General features: G+C 73.4%; 18 protein-coding genes, 1 tRNA gene and 1 pseudogene. 10 read left to right on the top strand and 10 right to left on the bottom strand.

Features of this window, described 5'->3' with window-relative positions; genetic code table 11:
* Positions 1-179: 179 nt before the first annotated feature.
* Positions 180-1,484 carry a sugar transferase gene (locus ACIBTV_RS29045; RefSeq protein WP_396710094.1) on the bottom strand — a complete coding sequence of 435 codons (1,305 nt, stop codon included), beginning with the start codon at positions 1,482-1,484 and terminating at the stop codon, positions 180-182.
* A 351-nt stretch (positions 1,485-1,835) separates the two neighbouring features.
* Positions 1,836-2,786: an LCP family protein gene (locus ACIBTV_RS29050; RefSeq protein ID WP_396710096.1), complete on the bottom strand. Its 951-nt coding sequence runs from the start codon at positions 2,784-2,786 to the stop codon at positions 1,836-1,838.
* 279 nt (positions 2,787-3,065) lie between these two features.
* Between ACIBTV_RS29050 and ACIBTV_RS29055 the strand changes: the two genes are divergently transcribed.
* Complete coding sequence (locus ACIBTV_RS29055; RefSeq protein WP_396709988.1) at positions 3,066-3,899, top strand: class I SAM-dependent methyltransferase; 834 nt, start codon at positions 3,066-3,068, stop codon at positions 3,897-3,899.
* A 4-nt stretch (positions 3,900-3,903) separates the two neighbouring features.
* A complete protein-coding gene (locus ACIBTV_RS29060) occupies positions 3,904-4,722 on the top strand; it encodes an MOSC domain-containing protein (protein ID WP_396709990.1) in 819 nt (272 codons plus the stop codon).
* A gap of 9 nt (positions 4,723-4,731) precedes the next feature.
* Here the strand turns inward: ACIBTV_RS29060 and ACIBTV_RS29065 are convergent, their stop codons facing one another.
* From ACIBTV_RS29065 to bcp, 4 genes are all read right to left on the bottom strand, one after another.
* On the bottom strand, positions 4,732-5,277 hold the full coding sequence (locus tag ACIBTV_RS29065) for a GNAT family N-acetyltransferase (protein WP_396709992.1): 546 nt from the start codon (positions 5,275-5,277) through the stop codon (positions 4,732-4,734).
* Between the two features lie 93 nt (positions 5,278-5,370).
* A tRNA-Leu gene (locus ACIBTV_RS29070) sits at positions 5,371-5,445 on the bottom strand.
* On the bottom strand, positions 5,436-6,005 hold the full coding sequence (locus tag ACIBTV_RS29075) for an HNH endonuclease signature motif containing protein (RefSeq protein ID WP_396709993.1): 570 nt from the start codon (positions 6,003-6,005) through the stop codon (positions 5,436-5,438). Before ACIBTV_RS29075 ends, ACIBTV_RS29070 begins: the two co-directional genes overlap by 10 nt.
* A 58-nt stretch (positions 6,006-6,063) precedes the next feature.
* The gene (bcp, locus tag ACIBTV_RS29080; protein WP_396709995.1) at positions 6,064-6,540 is read right to left on the bottom strand and encodes a thioredoxin-dependent thiol peroxidase; all 477 of its coding nucleotides are present in this window, start codon (positions 6,538-6,540) and stop codon (positions 6,064-6,066) included.
* A 162-nt stretch (positions 6,541-6,702) separates the two neighbouring features.
* Here bcp and ACIBTV_RS29085 point away from each other — a divergent pair, with 162 nt between their 5' ends.
* The 4 genes from ACIBTV_RS29085 to ACIBTV_RS29100 are packed head-to-tail and all read left to right on the top strand — an operon-like array spanning position 6,703 to position 9,390.
* Positions 6,703-7,419, top strand: a complete 717-nt coding sequence (locus ACIBTV_RS29085; RefSeq protein ID WP_396709997.1) for an energy-coupling factor ABC transporter permease — start codon at positions 6,703-6,705, stop codon at positions 7,417-7,419.
* Entirely contained in the window at positions 7,416-7,844 is a 429-nt protein-coding gene (locus ACIBTV_RS29090; RefSeq protein WP_396709998.1) for a PDGLE domain-containing protein, read from the top strand. The genes ACIBTV_RS29085 and ACIBTV_RS29090 overlap by 4 nt, the downstream gene beginning before the upstream one ends.
* A gap of 5 nt (positions 7,845-7,849) precedes the next feature.
* Positions 7,850-8,620 (top strand): cobalt ECF transporter T component CbiQ, encoded by a 771-nt coding sequence (gene cbiQ / locus ACIBTV_RS29095; RefSeq protein WP_396710000.1) that lies wholly within the window; start codon positions 7,850-7,852, stop codon positions 8,618-8,620.
* Positions 8,617-9,390, top strand: coding sequence for an energy-coupling factor ABC transporter ATP-binding protein (locus tag ACIBTV_RS29100; protein ID WP_396710001.1), 774 nt, complete (start codon positions 8,617-8,619; stop codon positions 9,388-9,390). Before cbiQ ends, ACIBTV_RS29100 begins: the two co-directional genes overlap by 4 nt.
* 158 nt (positions 9,391-9,548) lie before the next feature.
* On the opposite strand, the gene ACIBTV_RS29105 is transcribed toward ACIBTV_RS29100, so the two are convergent.
* The 4 genes from ACIBTV_RS29105 to ACIBTV_RS29120 are packed head-to-tail and all read right to left on the bottom strand — an operon-like array spanning position 9,549 to position 12,541.
* Positions 9,549-10,682 (bottom strand): hypothetical protein, encoded by a 1,134-nt coding sequence (locus tag ACIBTV_RS29105; RefSeq protein ID WP_396710003.1) that lies wholly within the window; start codon positions 10,680-10,682, stop codon positions 9,549-9,551.
* On the bottom strand, positions 10,679-11,395 hold the full coding sequence (locus tag ACIBTV_RS29110; protein ID WP_396710005.1) for a DsbA family protein: 717 nt from the start codon (positions 11,393-11,395) through the stop codon (positions 10,679-10,681). Before ACIBTV_RS29110 ends, ACIBTV_RS29105 begins: the two co-directional genes overlap by 4 nt.
* Entirely contained in the window at positions 11,388-11,915 is a 528-nt protein-coding gene (locus ACIBTV_RS29115) for a MauE/DoxX family redox-associated membrane protein (RefSeq protein ID WP_396710006.1), read from the bottom strand. Before ACIBTV_RS29115 ends, ACIBTV_RS29110 begins: the two co-directional genes overlap by 8 nt.
* A 35-nt stretch (positions 11,916-11,950) precedes the next feature.
* Complete coding sequence (locus ACIBTV_RS29120) at positions 11,951-12,541, bottom strand: sigma-70 family RNA polymerase sigma factor (protein WP_396710008.1); 591 nt, start codon at positions 12,539-12,541, stop codon at positions 11,951-11,953.
* Between the two features lie 107 nt (positions 12,542-12,648).
* On the opposite strand from ACIBTV_RS29120, the gene ACIBTV_RS29125 reads away from it, so the two are divergent.
* From ACIBTV_RS29125 to ACIBTV_RS29140, 4 genes and pseudogenes are all read left to right on the top strand, one after another.
* Positions 12,649-13,293, top strand: coding sequence for a zf-HC2 domain-containing protein (locus ACIBTV_RS29125; RefSeq protein WP_396710010.1), 645 nt, complete (start codon positions 12,649-12,651; stop codon positions 13,291-13,293).
* 35 nt (positions 13,294-13,328) lie between these two features.
* Positions 13,329-14,993 carry a copper resistance CopC/CopD family protein gene (locus ACIBTV_RS29130; protein WP_396710012.1) on the top strand — a complete coding sequence of 555 codons (1,665 nt, stop codon included), beginning with the start codon at positions 13,329-13,331 and terminating at the stop codon, positions 14,991-14,993.
* A gap of 17 nt (positions 14,994-15,010) precedes the next feature.
* On the top strand, positions 15,011-15,742 hold the full coding sequence (locus tag ACIBTV_RS29135; RefSeq protein WP_396710014.1) for a YcnI family protein: 732 nt from the start codon (positions 15,011-15,013) through the stop codon (positions 15,740-15,742).
* 673 nt (positions 15,743-16,415) lie between these two features.
* Positions 16,416-16,754: pseudogene (locus tag ACIBTV_RS29140) on the top strand (hypothetical protein); the annotation flags it as partial.
* Between the last annotated feature and the right edge of the window lie 46 nt (positions 16,755-16,800).

Raw genomic sequence — 16,800 nt, forward strand, 5'->3', positions numbered from 1 at the left:
ACACCCCCAGCATCGACCTCGACCACGGCCTGGCCGAGACCGTCGCCTGGTACCGCGACAACCGGACCTGGTGGGAGCCCCTCAAGCCCAACGCGTGACCGAACCGTCCGGCCGCGCCCCCGATCCGACGCCGGGGTGCGGCCGTTGACGGCCGACCCGCGATTCCCGGCCGCGACGGGTCAGCGCCCGCCGGCGCGGAAGACCTCCGCCACGGTGCGCAGCACGACCTTGATGTCGAGCCAGAGCGACCAGTTCTCGATGTAGTAGTTGTCGAACCGCGCCCGGTCGGAGATGGGGGTGTCCCCCCGCAGGCCACTGACCTGCGCGAGCCCGGTGAGCCCCACCGGAACCCGGTGGCGCATCGCGTACTCGGGGTACTCCGCCGAGAACTTCTCCACGAAGTACGGTCGCTCCGGCCGCGGCCCGACGACGCTCATCTCGCCGCGCAGGATGTTCCACAACTGGGGAAGTTCGTCCAGCGACGTCCGGCGCATGAACCGCCCGATCGGCCCGACCCGCCGGTCGTGCGCGATCGACCAGTTGGTCTGCGACTCCGTCTCGTCCGCCGGGCGCATCGACCGGAACTTGATGAGCTTGAAGGGCCTGCCGTAACGGCCGATTCGCTCCTGGTAGAAGAAGATGCCGCGCCCGCCGTCGAGGAACGTCGCGATGGCGCAGAGCAGGAGCACCGGGCTGAGCAGGATCAGCGCCACCGTGGCGAAGAGCGCGTCGGACGCCCGCTTGATGGCCCATCGTGGGCCGGACAGCGTCGTGTCGCCGATCTTGACGATCGGGATGGCGCCGATGTGGTCGGGGTAGCTGCCGAGGGACCGGGAACCCCACAGGCGGGGCACCGCCCACAGGTCGCAGCGCGAGTTGGAGGGCTGGAGCAGGGTCTCCATCACCATCGACTCCGGGCAGTCCGGGTCGGCGATGATGAGGACGTCGCACTCCAGGACCCGGGTGAGCTTCTCCAGGTCACCGAGCGTGCCGATCTGCGGCACCGACCCGACGCTCTGCCGTGACGGCACGTCGACGCAGCCCACGAACCGCAGGCCGTACTGCGGGTAGCGGCGAAGCAACCGGGCCAGCTCGACGCCGACCGGGCCGTTGCCGATGATGATGGCGTTGTGCTCCACCCACCGCCGCTTGCGCGAGAAGTTCGTGAACATCCGGGTGGCCGCGCGGCCGACGATCACCAGCGCCGCCGAGAGGGCCACGCCCCGCATGAACCCGCCGACGTACGACACCGAGTCGTGGCGCTCGGCGGCGATGATGGCGACCACCGCGGCCGAGGCCAACAGGCGACCACCGAGGCTCGGCAGCTCATCCAGGATGGCGACGTGCCGGCGCGCCCCGTAGAGACCGCCGGCCGCGAAGATGGCCACCGTGAGGACGGCGTTGGCCAACGTCCCGCGCCAGTAGTTCTGGCTGAGCAGCAGGGGCGTGAGTAGCGCCACCACGTCGACGGGAGCCGTCACCATCCAGGCCCGTAGCCCCCGGGTGCGCTTCGAGGCGCGCGAGCCGGCGTAGGGCAGGACGGCGGTCGTCTCGAGACCGGGGCGGGCGGGCGTGGCCTCGTTGGCCGGTGGGGCGGAGGGGACCGGAGTGCCTATGCCCTCGTCGTCGTCGGCGTCCGGCGGCGACACGACCGCCTGGCGCGGTGCGTCCCCGAACTCGGTCGACGACGTATACGGATAGCCGAGCGTCGGCTGGCTGGACATGGTGGAACCTCCCCGTTAGCCCCCCGGCCCGTGGCATGCGGGGCCGGGGGACATGCGCAGGTTACGACCGCGTCAGATGCTCCACCATAGCCGGCACGGCAATCCTGCCTCCTACTTTGCGGCGGTGGCGAGGATGTCCGGCACCGAGTCGCGGCGGACCGCGTCGAAGACCCGCTTGGCCTTCGGCTTGTCCGCGAGGACCACGCTCTCGTTGCCGATGGTCCCCGTGCCGGTGACCGGGCAGGTGAAGAAGCCCAGGTTGCCGCTGCGCAGCTCCCGCAACTCCATCGCCAGGTCCACCAGGGACAGTTCCTTGTCCACCGCCACCGCGTCCGCCGTGGCCTTCACGAACGAGTTCAGCTTGCCGGGGTTGGCCAGCACGCCGCCGGAGGCGGCCTTGTCCAGGATCGCCTTGATGACCTGCTGCTGGTGGCGGATCCGGGCGAAGTCGCCGTCGGCGAAGGCATGCCGCTCGCGGGCGTAGTCGAGCGCGGCGGCGCCGTCCATGGTCTGCGGGCCCTGCTTGAACGTCCGGGTGCCGATCAGTGAATAGTTGGTGGTGAAGCCCTTCTCCACGTCGATGGTGATGCCGCCCAGCGCGTCGACGATCTCCTTGAAGCCGCCGAAGTCGACCATCGCCACGTGGTCGACGCGGACACCGGTGAACTGCTCGACCGTCTGCACCATCAGCGGGACGCCACCCCACGCGTACGCTGCGTTGATCTTCGCCTCCCGGCCGCCGTGCCCGTTCTTCGACTTCGGCACGGGCACCCAGGTGTCGCGGGGGATCGAGATGAGCTGCGCGCTCGACCGGTCGGCCGGCAGGTGCGCCAGGATGATGGTGTCGGTGCGCGATCCGGAGCTGTTCTCCGGATCCCGTGAGTCGCTGCCCAGGATCATGATGTTCATGGCGTCCTTGGCCACCACCTGCGGCCGCGACTCCTCGGGCACGCCCTCGAACGCGTCCACTCGCTCGATGCCGGAGTTGATGGACCGCACGTAGAGCCCGCCGCCGATCAGCCCGGCGCCGCCGACCAGCGCCAGAACGACGACGCTGATCAGGACGACCTTCCGCCACCGGCGCCGCGGACGTGGTTCCGTGCCGGTCTGCTCCGATGTCGGCGCTCCGGCGGCGGTTCGGGTCTGCTGCGCGTCCAAGAACTGGGTCTCGGGCTCGACGTACTCCTGGCGTTGACGCATGGGCGCGATGCTACTGATTCGCGTCTCAACCCGCGTACCGTCGTCCGGCCACAACCTTCCGCCGGTCGTCCGAAGCGGCACCGTTAGTGGAAAGGAACGTACTACAGACATCGGCCATCTTCACCTGGTAAGAACGCAGCCGTGGACGCAACGACGCTTCGCCGGGCCATCGCCCGTACTCGGCTCGCCCCCGTCGCCGCCTTCCCCAAGCGGCTCGTGTCCGTCGCCCGTCACGACGCGAAGGTGCTGCGCACCTCGGCGCGATGGCTCGTCACCTCCCGGGAGCACCACAACTACACGTATGACCTGACGAAGCTCAGCCGCCAGCACCTGGCCTGGTTCGTCAGCGTCGTCTGCGACGTACCGGTCAAGCAGGTCCGCGGCTACCTCGCCGAGGTCGAGTCCGACGAGCCGCTGCGGCGGCACATCGAGCAGACCACCGCCGGCGCCGCCCGACGGGGCCTCGCCGACCGGCACGTCCGCTACGCCCGCCGGATCGGCTGGTACGCCATCGTGCGCGCCACCCGCCCGGCCCACGTCGTCGAGACCGGTGTCGACAAGGGGCTGGGCAGCTGCGTCCTCGCGTCGGCCCTGCTGCGCAACGCCGACGAGGGCCACCCGGGCCGGCTCACCGCCCTGGACATCAATCCCGAGGCGGGCTACCTGGTCCGCGACGGACGGTGGTCCGAGGTGGTCGACCTGGTGATCGGCGACTCGATCGCCTCGATCGGCGCCCTCGACCGGCCGGTCGACCTCTTCCTGCACGACAGCGACCACAGCCGCGAGCACGAGCGGCGGGAGTTCGAGGCCGTGGAGCCGAAGCTCGCGCCCGGCGGGATGCTGCTCACCGACAACGTCACCACCACCAACGTCCTCGCCGAGCACGCCGAGCGCACCGGTCGCCGGTTCCTCGCCTACCGGGAGACCCCCGCCGATCACTGGTACCGCGGCGACGGGATCGGCGTGGCATGGTGAGCGGATGCGGCTGAGCGCCATTCACACGTACCCCGTCAAGGGCTGTCACCGCGTCGACCACGACACCGTGCCGGTGCGACAGTGGGGCCTGGCCGGCGACCGACGGTGGATGGTGGTCGACGCCGACGGCGTCGGCGTCACCCAGCGGGAGACCACCCGGCTGGTCGCGCTGCGTGCCGCGACCCGCGACGGCGGGCTGCTGCTGCGCGCCGACGGGCGACCCGACCTCGACGTGCCCGAGCCCGCCGACGGCGAGCCGGTGCCCGTGCGGACGTTTCGCAGCCGCACCTGGCCGGTCCCGGCGCTGCCCGCCGGGCCGGCCGCCGACGACTGGCTGAGCGCCCTGCTCGACCGACCCGTCCGGCTGGTCTGGCTGGCCCGCCCCGCCCGGCAACTGCCCGCCGAGGATGGCGGGCACGACACCGGGGACCAGGTCACCTTCGCCGACGGGTTCCCGCTGCTGCTGGCCAACGCCGCCTCGCTGACCGCGCTCAACGACTGGCTCGCCGAGGCCGGCGAGGACCCGGTGCCGATGACCCGCTTCCGGCCCAACCTGGTGGTGGCCGACGCGCCCGCCTGGGCCGAGGATGACTGGGAGGGCCGCCCGCTGCGCGTCGGCGGCGTCCGGTTCCGCGCCGCCGGGCTCTGCGACCGCTGCGTCGTGACGACCACCGACCAGGAAACCGGCGTACGCGGCCGCGAACCGCTGCGCACCCTCGGCCGCTACCGCAACGTGGGGCAGAAGCTCCTCTTCGGACTGCACCTCGTGCCGCTGGACGTCGGGTCGGTGGCCGTCGGCGACCCGGTGACCGTCACCGACTGACGTTCTGCCCTAGTCCGGCGCTCCCACCCCGCCGGCCGGGGTGAGGTCCAGCCACATGAGCACCTCGTCGCGGTCGTCGCCGGGGGCCACCCGCAGCGCGCCGGGCAGCCGGCCGATCTCCCGGTAACCCAGCCGACGGTAGAAGCGGTCCAGGCCCAGCCCGTCACGTAGCGTGACGTGCAGTGCGGTGAGACCCAGCTCACGGCCGATGCGCTCGGCCTCCCGCATCAGCGCGAGACCGTGACCCTTGCCCTGGGTGTCCGGGTGGACCATCACCCGCTTGAGCACACACCAGTGCGTCTTCAGATGGAACCGGTTGTCGGTGAGGACCAGGGCGGCGACGAGACGGTCGTCGGCGTAGCCGAGCAGCAGCCGGTCCGGCCCGTCGGTGACGGCGGCGAACGTCGGGTCGGCGAGGGTGCGTACGTCGTCGGGGGTGACCGGCGGCACGAAACCGACCGCACCGCCGGCGTTCGAGACGTCCGTCCAGAGCGACACGATCCGGTCGCGCAGCTCGGGCGTCAGGTCGGGGTCGAGGACGAAGCGCAGGCTCACGCCGCCATCCTCGCCCGCCGGGCGCGGCGGTGGCCCGCGATCGTGACGCGCCCGACACGGGCCACCCTCGACCACGCCTCGGACGTGGTGCGGTAGGGCCGACGGGATTCGAACCCGCACTGGTACGGACCTAAACCGTATGCCTCCTGCCAGTTGGGCTACGGCCCCTTGAAGCGGTACTCCACCAATGTCCATGGACATTCTGTCCGACGCGGCAATCGCCTGCCTATCGGGTAGCCGGTGGGAGTGACAGCCTGAGGATCGTAAACCACATCCGGCTCCGCCACTGCAGGCCGCCGTTGACCCGCGTAGGTGGCTGTCTGGCTGTGGCAGTTGGGACAGAGCAGCCGGAGGTTCCGTGGCCGATTGTCGAGGAAGTCGCCGTTGATGTGGTCGACGTGCAGCGTGAGTCGGGCACCCTGCCAGATCGCGCCGATGCCGCAGGCCTCGCAGTTCTCCGGCAGGCCGATCGTGGCCAGCGCTCGCTTCAGTCGAGTGCCGGAGACACGGCGGGCTCCTTCGGGCAGTTTCACCAGGAGGTCGGTGACTGGACGCCGCCGACCACGAGCTCCGCGATTGTGGGCCTGTCCGGTGAAGTGGGAGGTGTCGATGTCGAAGCGCTTGAGCTGACGGCTGATGTGCGCGTGCGAGCCGCCGCTGATCCGCACCCCGAGCAGTCGCATCACCTCGGTGATGCTGTGCGCGGCGGCCGCCGCCTCGGCGAGCATGACGGGGGTATATCTGTATCGGATCACGCACGCACGGTAGCGACCAGGTGTGACGGAATCAGTCGAGGCCGAGGTCGCGGCGGAGCTTGGCGACGTGCCCGGTGGCCTTGACGTTGTAGAGCGCCCGCTCGATCTTCCCGTCGGCGTCGATGACGAACGTCGAGCGGATCACCCCGGTGACCGTCTTGCCGTAGAGCTGCTTCTCGCCGTACGCGCCGTAGGCGGTCAGCACCGACTTGTCGGTGTCGGAGACGAGCGGGAAGGTGATGGCGTCGCGCTCGCGGAACCTGGCCAGCTTCTCCGGCTTGTCGGGCGAGATGCCGACCACCTCGTAGCCGGCGGCGCGCAGCGAGTCGAGCGAGTCGCGGAAGTCGCACGCCTGCTTGGTGCAGCCGGCGGTCATGGCCGCCGGGTAGGCGTAGAGGATGACCGTGCGGCCGCGCAGGTCGGCCAGGGAGAGCGTGCTGCCGGTGTCGGTGGGGAGGGTGAACTCGGGCGCCGGGTCACCGGGGGAGAGGCGGGCGGGTGCGGTCATGGCCTCGACCCTACCGCCGCTGGCGGCCGTCCGGCCGGGCGCGCCACCCCGCGGCTCGGTGATCATCACCATGGCTTAATGCAACCTCTTTGCAAGAGAAAGGTTCGAGAAATAGTCTGATCCCGCCGGCGTGGACGTACCCGCCGACGCGTGGGAGGTCGCATGGAAACCCTGGCGATGCACATCTCGAACGGGATCATCAACGGTCCCGTCGCCGCGGTCTTCGCGGCGCTGGCGCTGGCCGCTCTCACGGTCTGCGTGCTGCGTGGCCGCCGCGACCTCGACGACCGCCTGGCGCCGATGGCCGGCCTGGTCGCCGCGTTCATCTTCGCCGTGCAGATGCTCAACTTCCCGATCTTCACCGCCGGGGTGAGTGGCCACCTGCTCGGCGGCGCGCTCGCCGCGATGCTGGTCGGCCCGTGGGTCGGCGCGCTGTGCGTGTCGGTGGTGCTGATCGTGCAGGCGCTGGTCTTCGGCGACGGCGGCGTGGCGATGCTCGGCCTGAACATCACCAACATGGCGCTGCTCGGCACCGCCGCCGCCTACCTGCTGATCGCGCTCCTGCTGCGGGTGCTGCCCCGCACGCCCGCGGGTCTCGCGGTGACCGCGTTCGTGTCCGCGATGCTCAGCGTGCTGGTCGCGTCGCAGGGCTTCATCCTCCAGTACTGGCTGGGTGGCACCACCGACCTCGGCAGCAACCTGGCCGGCCTGGCCGGCACGATGGCCACCGCCCACCTGCTGATCGGCATCGGTGAGGGCCTCATCACCGCGACCACGGTGGTCACCGTCGCCAAGGTCCGACCCGATCTCGTGTACGCGCTGCGCGGGCTCCGGCCCGTCGCCGCCCCCGCCGTCGCGGTCGCGGGAGGTGCCCGGTGAGCAGGCGTCCCTGGGTGTTCGTCGTCGGCGGCCTGCTGGTCGCCCTGCTCCTCGCCGGTGTGGTGAGCAACTACGCCTCGTCGCACCCGGACGGGCTCGACTCGTCGCTGCTCAGGGGCTGCACGGTGGACGCCGAGCACAACATCACCGGCGGCAGCTGCCCGGCCCAGCAGGCCAAGGACCACGAGCTGGCCGACAGCCCGCTGGCCGACTACGGCGTACGCGGCATCGACAACGCCTTCGTCTCGACCGGCCTGTCCGGTGTGCTCGGCGTGCTGCTGACCTTCGCGATCGGCGGGGGCGCCTTCTGGCTGATCCGCCGCCGCTCCGCCACCGCGACCGCCGGGACCCCCGCCGCCGGTGGGACGTCCGGTGACGCCACGCCGGCCGGCGCGGTCGCCGGCGGCACAGACGGCCGGAGCTGACGACGGTGGGCGCCGGTCACGGGCACGTGCTGTACCGCGAGAGCTCCTCGCCGGTGCACCGGCTGCCCCCCGAGGTCAAGATCGTGGCGATGGTGGTCTTCACCGTCGCGGTGGTGGCCACCCCGCGCGAGGCGTTCTGGGCCTTCGGGGCGTACGCCCTGTTGGTGGCCGTGGTCGCGGCGCTCGCGCGGGTGGGGCCCGGCTGGCTGCTCAGCCGGGCCCTGATCGAGCTGCCCTTCGTGCTGTTCGCGGTCGCGCTGCCGTTCCTCGGCGCCGGCGAACGGGTCACCGTGGCCGGGCTGCACCTGTCGGTGGACGGCCTCTACGGCAGCTGGAACATCGTCGCGAAGGGCACCCTCGGTGTGCTCGCGTCGCTGCTGCTCGCCGCGACCACCACCACCCGGGACCTGATCCTCGGCCTGGATCGGCTGCGCTGCCCGCAGGTGCTCACCCAGATCGCCACGTTCATGCTCCGCTACCTCGACGTGCTGGTCGGCGAGGCCCGGCGGATGCGGGTGGCCCGGGTCTCCCGGGGTGACGACCCGCGGTTCCTCTGGCAGCTGCGCGGCTTCGCGGCCGGGGTGGGGGCGCTCTTCCTGCGCGCCTTCGAGCGGGGCGAGCGGGTCTACCTGGCGATGCTCTCCCGCGGCTACCAGGGGCGGATGCCCGCCGTGTGGCGGGGCGCGGGCGCCGCGACCACGGGCCAGTGGCTGATCGCGGCGTCCGTGCCGGTGCTGGCCGCCTCGATCGCGGCGACCGCCGTCGTCCTGGGATGATCGGGTACGTGGAGACGACACCACCCAGCCTGGACGTACGCGGCGTCCGGTACGCGTACCCGGACGGGCATCAGGCCCTGCACGGCGTGGACCTCACGGTGCCGCGCGGTGAGCGGGTGGCGCTGCTCGGCCCCAACGGCGCCGGCAAGACGACGCTGGTGCTGCACCTCAACGGCATCCTCACGCCCACCGAGGGCAGCGTGAGCGTCGGCGGGCTGACCGTGAGCCCCGACCGGGCGACGCTCGCCGAGGTGCGCCGCCGGGTGGGCATCGTCTTCCAGGACCCGGACGACCAGCTCTTCCTGCCCACCGTCGCGGAGGATGTGGCGTTCGGCCCGGCGAACCTCGGCCTGCGCGGCGCGGAGCTCGACGCCCGGGTCGACGAGGCGCTCGCGGCGGTCGGGATGGGCGCCCACCGGGACCGGGCCCCGCACCACCTCTCGTTCGGGCAGCGTCGCCGGGTCGCGGTGGCCACGGTGCTCGCGATGCACCCGGAGATCCTGGTGCTGGACGAGCCGTCGTCGAACCTCGACCCGGCCGCCCGCCGGGAGCTGGCCGGGATCCTGCGCGACCTGCCGGTGACGTTGCTGATGGTGACGCACGACCTGCCGTACGCGGCGGAGCTGTGCGACCGGTCGGTGATCCTGGACGGTGGGCGGATCGTGGCGGACGCGCCCACCGGCGACCTGCTGACCGACGAGGACCTGCTGGCCCGCCACCGCCTGGAGCTCCCCTACGGCTTCAACCCCCGAATCACCCCCCACCCCTAACCCCCGCGCGCGCCCCTCTCTCTCCCGCGCGATCTTGCAGTTTCTGCCCCTGTAAAAGCCGCGAATGCCCCAGGCCGAGGGCCCAAACTGCAAGATCGCGGGGGGCCCGCCGCGCCGCGGCGGGCGGGCGGGCGGGCGGGCGGTGGGCGGGTGGCGGGTCAGGCGTGGGTGGGGGTGGCGGGCGTGGTGGGGGTGGTAGGGGTGGTTCGGGAGGTGGTCCGGGGAGCGGGGCGGGTGGTGGCGCGGGCGGCGTGCAGGCGCAGGACGCCGGCGGCGGTGGCGCCCGCGCCGGCGATGAGGATCAACGCGACCAGCATCCGCGCCGGGCTGCCCGGCCAGGGGACCGGCGCGACCCCGCGCCCGAAGACGGCGGCGTTGCCGACCCCGGCGAAGAGCGCCAGGCAGGCGCCGGCCAGCGCCACGGCGAAGTCGGCGGCGGGCCGCCGGGCCAGCGTGTACGCGCCGGCCGCGACCGCACCGAGCCCGGTGAGCAACGCCCAGAGCTGCCCGCCGAGCAGGCCGAGCAGCACTCCGCCGACCCCCTGAGCGCCGGCGTCCAGCTCGCGGCCGACGGTGTAGGCGACGGCGGCCAGGCCGCCGGCGACGAGCAGCCCGCCCAGGCCGGCGAACGCGCGGGTGCCGGGCACCGAACCGGCGGGCAGGAGCCCGAGGGCGCCGACGGCGAGCAGGCCGACCGTGGCGACGGCCCACCAGGTGTACGCGTCGGGCGGCGGCACCCAGTCGAGGGTGCCGTGGATCTCCACCGGCTCCGCGCCGTCGCGCAGCGGCACCGTCCAGTCCCGGACGCGCTGCTCCCGGTCGGGGGCGGCCCGGACGGCGGCCGGTGGGGCGGACTCCCGGTACAGGGCGCGCTGGTCGTGCCAGCGCACGGTGGGGCCGTCCGCGACCCGCCGCCAGGCCGGTGGCGCCGCCGGGTCGGCCTCGGCCGGCAGGGTGGTGTCTCCGGCGAGGGTCCGGTTGAGATACGTGGCGGGGGAGTGGGTGTTCTCGAAGACGCCGTCGGGACCGACCCGCAGGTACGGCTCGCCGGAGTAGCCGATCACCTCGACGGGCCGGCCGGTCCGGTTGGTCAGTTCCAGCCGCGCGCCTGCCTCGACCGCGCGGACGCTCAGCCCGTCGCGGGCCGGCGTGATGCCGCCCACGGTGGTGCGGTAGTCGGTGCCGTCCGGCGCGTCGGCGCCGTGCGCGGCGGCCGGTGCGGCGGTCGCGAGGGTGGCGGTGAGCGCGGCGGCGGCCACCAGGCCGGCGCGCCGCAGCAGGTTCCGGATCACTTGCCGGCCGCCTCCACGGCCGCCCGGATGCCCTCGGGCGAGCGGTCGCCGAGCTGCTCGCCGTCGACGACGATGGTCGGGGTGGCGTTGACGTTGTTCCGGCTGGCCTGGTCGGTGACGTGTTCGGTCCACGGCTTGAACGTGCCGTCGCGCACGCAGGAGCCGAACGAGTCGCGGTTGAGGCCGACGCCCGCCCCGATGTCGATGAGCTCGTCGTCGCTGAGCCCGGCGCTGCCCTCGGGCGGCTGCTTGTCGAACAGGGCGGTCGCGTACTCCTTGTACTTCCCGGCGTCGGCGGCGCAGCCGGAGGCGGCGGAGGAGCGGGTGGAGTATTCGGTGGTGGAGAAGCGGTTGAGGAAGGCGACCGGGTGGTAGACGACCCGGATCTTGCCCTCGTCGATCAGCTGGTTGATCGTCGCGCCGCTGGTCTGCTCGAACTGGTGGCAGACCGGGCAGAGGAAGTCCTCGTAGATGTCGACGGTCACCGGGCCGGAGCCGACGACGACCCCGGTGCCACCCTCGGCGGTGTTGGCCGGGGCGGTGAAGTCGCCGGAGCGCTGGCCCGACCAGACGCTCCAGCCGATCAGGCCGGCGATCAGCAGGACGGCCACGGCGGCGGCCGACACCCAGAGCGTCCGCTTGCGCCGTCGCTCCCGGGCCAGCTGCTGCCGGACGACCTTGGAGGCGCCCTTCTGCCCCTTGCGACTACTCATCCTCGTCCTCCACGACGGGGTCACCCGTCAGCCACCCGTCCACGGAGACGGGTGTGCGGGGCCAGATCAGCAGGAATCCCGCCATCACCAGGAATCCCAGGTCCCGGAGGATCTCCGGGAGGTAGCTCGGCGCCTGTCCCTCGGCGAGCTGGCCGCCGCTGCCGAAGCAGCCGCAGTCGATGGAGAGCCCGCGGGCCCAGGCCGAGGAGATCCCGACGATGAAGACCACCAGCAGCGCCGCGGACACGCCCGCGACCAGCCGGGTGGCCAGCCCGAGCAGGAGCAGCACGCCCAGGGCCAGCTCGACGAAGGGCAGCGCCGCGCCGACCACCGTCGACACGTCGTACGGCAGGAGCTGGTAGGCGTTCACCGCGCGGCCGGAGGCGGCCAGGTCGTCGACCTTGGAGGCGCCCGCGAGCAGCCAGACGGCGGCCAGGCCGAGCCGTGCGGCGGTGCCGAGCCACGGTCGTACGGTGGGCCACCGGGTGCCCCGGGGGGTCCGGGCTTCTGTCACGGTCATTGGTCGTCCCGTCTCCGCCGGAAGTTCCATCCGCCTCAGCCGGCGAGGGCGTCGCCGACCGCCGCCACGAGGTCGTCGCGGGCGCGCGCGACCCGGGAGCGGATGGTGCCGACGGGTACGCCCTCCACCGCGGCGGCCTCCGCGTAGGAGAGGCCGAGGACCTGGGTGAGCACGAACGCGCCCCGGCGCTCGGCGGGGAGTCGGCGGACCAGGTCGGCCGCGCTGAACTGCCCGGCCGGGTCCGGGTGAGGCCGGTCGCTGTGGGCGTGCGCCGCGAGCCGGGCGTCGAGGCGTCGCCGCCGGACGATCGCGCGCAGGTGGTCGGCGCAGGTGCGGCGGGCGATGCCGAGCAGCCAGGTGCGGGCGCTGGAGCGGCCCTCGAACGACGGCAACGCCCGGAACGCCCGCAGGTAGGTCTCCTGGGTCAGGTCGTCCGCGCTGTCCGGGTCCACGAGCGCGGCGGCGAAGCGCCACACCTCGACCTGGGTGAGGCGGACGAAGGCGGCCTGGGCGGCCGGATCGCCGCCGCGGGCGGTCAGCGCCCATTCGGTGGCCGGGTCCCGGGCAGCACCGTCTGCCGCGGCGGGCGGGCCGGCGGCGTCGGTGTTCCGCGGGGCGGGGATCACGACAGACCAGGTTACGCGGCACGGAAGGCGCGGGGAGGGTCCTTGGTCCCTTCCATGGCCTGCACCACGCCGGGAACTTTTCCGGCGGTCACGCCGACTACCCAGCCATGACATGTGACGACGTGCGCGCGGCGCTGTCGGCACGGCTGGACGGGGAGGATCCGCAGGCGGCGCCGGCGGTGCTGGATGCACACCTGCTCGACTGCGTCGGGTGCCGGACCTGGTCGGCGCGCGTCGAGCAGGTGACCCGGCTGGTCCGGGTGCGGCCGGTGCGGGTGCCCGACCTCACCGAGGCGGTGCTGGCGGCGGTGGCCGCCGACCCGCTCGCCGCCGACCGGGCGTCGGCCGCGGCGGCGCGGGCCCGTCGGCAGGTGCTGCGGGTCGCGGTCGCGGTGGCGGCCGTGGCCCAACTCGCCGTCGCGCTGCCCGTTCTGCTCGCCGGCCCGGGGGTGAGCGTCGACCCGCACACCAGCCGGGAGATGGCCTCGTTCGACGTGGCGTTGGCGGTGGGCTTCGCGCTGGCCGCCTGGCGGCCCGAGCGGGCCCGGGCGTTCGTGCCGGTGGCGTTGGTGCTCGCGGTCTGCCTGGCCGGCACCAGCGCGGTGGACATCGCCAACTCGACCACCGCGCTCGTGCACGAGGTCGGGCATCTGGCGGCGGTCGTGCAGGCCGGCCTGCTCTGGGCGCTCGGTCGGGCCGGCGGGGACGCCGACCGCCCGCTGACGCCGGCGCTGGCGGCGGGGCGCGGATGAGCGGGGGTGGCCGTGGGAGCCTCCGGTCGGCCAGCATGATCGGCATGACTGCTGCCCCCCGCCGCTGGGTCGCCCGGCTCGGCACCGCCGCGGCTCTCCTGATCACCGTCGTCGCCCTTCTGATCGCTCCCGCCGGCCCCGCGAGCGCCCACGCGGTGCTCGTCAGCAGCAGCCCGGCCGCCTCGGCCGTGGTGCCGAGCGGGCCGTCGGAGGTGGTGCTGACCTTCAGCGAGTCCGTGCGGAAGGTGCCCGACAAGATCCGGATCATCGCGCCGGACGGTTCCCGCGCCGACCGCGGCGACCCCTCCTTCTCCGGTGTGACGGTGACCATCCCCGTCGATCCGGCCGGCGGCCGCGGCACCTACCTGGTCACCTTCCGGGTCATCTCGGCCGACAGCCACCCGGTCTCCGGCGCCTTCACCTACTCCGTCGGCGCGCCTTCGCCGCCGCCGGTCGACACCGGCGAGGACACCCGGGCGGACCAGGTCGTCGGCACCGCCGTGAAGGTCGCCAAGGGCCTCGGGTACGCCGGGCTGGTGCTGCTGGTCGGCCCGGTGCTGGTGCTCGGCGCTCTGTGGCCGCGGCGACTGGACCGGCGCGGCCCCACCCGGCTGGCCTGGGCGGGCCTCGGGCTGGTCGCCTTCGCCACGATCGCCGACCTGTTGCTCCAGGTGCCCTACACGGCCGGCGGCGGGATCCTCGACGTCACCGGGGAGGGGTTGAGCAGCGTGCTGGGCAGCACCTTCGGGGCGGCGCATCTGGTCCGTCTCGGCCTGCTGGCCGCGGCGGCGTTCCTGATCCGGCCGCTGCTCGCCGGGACGGTCGGCCGGTCCGACGCGATCATCCTCACCGTGCTCGGTGCCGCCGCCCTGCTCACCTGGCCGCTGTCGGGGCACGGCGCGGCGTCACCGGCGCCGGCGGTGTCGGTGGCCGTCGACGCGGTGCACCTGGGCAGCATGGCGGTCTGGCTCGGCGGCCTGCTGATGCTCGCCGGCTTCCTGCTGCGGCGCGCCGACGAGCGGGAGCTGGGCGCGATCCTGCCCATCTGGTCCCGCTGGGCCGCGCTGGCCGTCTCCGCGCTGCTGCTCGCCGGCACCGTCCAGGCGTTGATCGAGGTGGCCACACCGGGCGCCCTGGTCAACACCACGTACGGCCGTCTCCTGCTCGCCAAGATCGGGCTGTTCGCGCTGGTGATCGGGGTGGCCGCGTACTCCCGGCAGCTGGTGCGGCGGCGGGTCGCCGCGCAACGCCCGGCGCCGGTGCGCCGCGCGGTCTGGGTGGAGCTGGCGGTCACCGCGGTGGTGCTCGGCCTCTCCGCCACCCTCGTGCAGACCACCCCCGCCCGCACCGCCGCCGCCGACGTGGCCGGCCCGCAGGCCGGGTTCTTCACCACGACGCTCAGCAGCAACCTGCTCAACCTGCAGGTCGAGCTGGACCCGGCGGAGCGGGGCAACAACTCCATGCACCTGTACGCGTACACCAAGGACAACCGCCCCCAGCCGGTGGTGGAGTGGCGGGCCACCATCGCCCTGCCGTCGGCGGGGATCGAGCCGATCGACATCCCGCTGCTGCCGCTCACCGACAACCACGCGACCGGCGAGATCAACCTGCCCGCGTCCGGGGACTGGGAGCTGCGGCTGACCGCCCGCACGACCGACATCGACCAGGCCACGGTGACCGCCACCGTGCCGATCCGTTAGAGAGAGGTTCCGACTCCATGATCCGTACCCGGCGTTCCGCGTCGGCCGCCGCCGCCGTCGCCCTCGGTGTCGTCGCCACCGGCGTGTTCGGCTTCGCCGCTCCCGCCTCGGCCCACGTCAGTGTGAACCCGAAGGAGGCGACGCAGGGCGGCTACACCCGCGTCGCGTTCCGGGTGCCCAACGAGAGCGACAGCGCGTCGACCACCAAGGTGGAGGTGGTGCTGCCGGAGAACGCGCCGGTCGGCTCGGTCTCCACGCAGCCGGTGCCGGGCTGGACGGTGGCGGTGGAGAAGCGCAAGGTGGACCCGCCGATCGAGGTCCACGGCAGCCAGCTCACCGAGGCGGTGTCGAAGCTGACCTGGACGGCGACCGGCGACGCCGCGATCAAGCCGGGTCAGTTCCAGGAGTTCCCCGTCTCCCTCGGGCCGCTGCCGAAGGTCGACGCGATGGTGTTCAAGTCGCTGCAGACCTACTCCGACGGCAACGTCGTGCGGTGGATCGACGAGCCGGCCGCGGGCGGGCAGGAGCCGGAGCACCCGGCGCCGGTGCTCGCTTTGACCGCGGCCACCCCGTCGGCGGCCCCGGTCGCCGCGACCGCGCCGCAGGCGGACGATGACGACGACGAGGCCGAGGGCAACGGTGCGGCCACCGGCCTCGGCATCGCCGGCCTGGTCGCCGGCGTCGCCGGCCTGGCGCTCGGCGGTCTCGCGTTCGCGCGTACGCGGCGGGAGCCGACTCCGAAGGCCTGACCCGAGATCCACCCGTGGGCCCGCCGGATCGTGTCCGGCGGGCCCACGCGTATTCCCCCGATCGCGTGCCGTGGATATCCCCTGATCGGACGGTCGACGTCGGTAAGGTCGGCCGGGTACCTGGCCACGGAGGGGGACGGAACGGATGCGATTCGTGCGCACGCTCGGCGGATTGCTGCTGCTGATCATCGGTCTGCCGACGCTGCTCGCCGGCTCTGTGCTCTGGACCGTCAACCGCCACGCCGACCCCGGCGGCGACTTCGCCGCCCGCTTCGAGACGGTGCGGACGTCGGGGCACGCGGTCGTCGTCGACGACCTCGACGCGCTGCTGCGACGGGAGGCGCCGTTCGCCCGCATGGGGGAGGTCCGGCTGCGGCTGGAGGCCCGGACGCCGGACGGCCCCGCGTTCGTCGGCCTCGCCCCCACCGACGAGGTGCGGCGCTGGATGGCGTCGGTGCCGCACGCCGGGGTCCGGCGGGTGCCGCTGTCGCGCGGCCCGCTGCTGGTCCGCCTGGACGACGCCGCCGCGCGGCCGGCCACGGACGCGCCGGCCGGGGTGACGCCGCTCGACCGGCCCTTCTGGGTACGCGAGGGCGTGGGCTCCCTCGAGTGGACCCCGGAGGATCTGGCCGGTCGTCCGGTGAGCCTGGTGGTGATGCGCCCGGACGGGCGCGCCGATCTCGCCCTGGACCTGCGGGCCGAACTGAGTGCCGGATGGGTCGCCCCGGCCACCTGGGCGCTGCTGGCCGGGGGTGTGCTGCTGGTGACCTTCGCCGTCCTGCTCCTGTTCCGCCCGGTGCGCCCCCGCGAGGTGGTCTTCGTGGTGGAGCCCGACCAGGTGCCGGTGCTCGCCGGCCGGCTGGGGGTCACCTCGCTCAGCGGGCTGGGCGCCCGGCCGACCGGCCCGGACGACGCGGCGGTGCCGGCACCCCGCCAGCTCGCCGCGGTCGGCTCCGGCCCGGCGGAGCGGTCCCGGGTCGCCATCGGCACGGTTCCCGCGCGTCGACCGGCGAGCCTCGCGGACCTCGTCGAGTCGCCCCCGACCGGGCGTGCGGCCG

Origin of the sequence: Micromonospora sp. NPDC049366, from assembly GCF_044466625.1 — a bacterium.
Classification (GTDB): Bacteria; Actinomycetota; Actinomycetes; order Mycobacteriales; family Micromonosporaceae; genus Micromonospora.

Bases quoted from the DNA above. Each gene is read 5' to 3' on its own strand.
- ACIBTV_RS29045 (WP_396710094.1), bottom strand. From the start codon at position 1,484: ATGGTGACGGCTCCCGTCGACGTGGTGGCGCTACTCACGCCCCTGCTG.
- ACIBTV_RS29060 (WP_396709990.1), top strand. From the start codon at position 3,904: ATGCGGCTGAGCGCCATTCACACGTACCCCGTCAAGGGCTGTCACCGC.
- ACIBTV_RS29075 (WP_396709993.1), bottom strand. From the start codon at position 6,005: ATGCTCGCCGAGGCGGCGGCCGCCGCGCACAGCATCACCGAGGTGATG.
- bcp (WP_396709995.1), bottom strand. From the start codon at position 6,540: ATGACCGCACCCGCCCGCCTCTCCCCCGGTGACCCGGCGCCCGAGTTC.
- ACIBTV_RS29085 (WP_396709997.1), top strand. From the start codon at position 6,703: ATGGAAACCCTGGCGATGCACATCTCGAACGGGATCATCAACGGTCCC.
- ACIBTV_RS29100 (WP_396710001.1), top strand. From the start codon at position 8,617: ATGATCGGGTACGTGGAGACGACACCACCCAGCCTGGACGTACGCGGC.
- ACIBTV_RS29110 (WP_396710005.1), bottom strand. From the start codon at position 11,395: ATGAGTAGTCGCAAGGGGCAGAAGGGCGCCTCCAAGGTCGTCCGGCAG.
- ACIBTV_RS29115 (WP_396710006.1), bottom strand. From the start codon at position 11,915: ATGACCGTGACAGAAGCCCGGACCCCCCGGGGCACCCGGTGGCCCACC.
- ACIBTV_RS29125 (WP_396710010.1), top strand. From the start codon at position 12,649: ATGACATGTGACGACGTGCGCGCGGCGCTGTCGGCACGGCTGGACGGG.
- ACIBTV_RS29130 (WP_396710012.1), top strand. From the start codon at position 13,329: ATGATCGGCATGACTGCTGCCCCCCGCCGCTGGGTCGCCCGGCTCGGC.
- ACIBTV_RS29135 (WP_396710014.1), top strand. From the start codon at position 15,011: ATGATCCGTACCCGGCGTTCCGCGTCGGCCGCCGCCGCCGTCGCCCTC.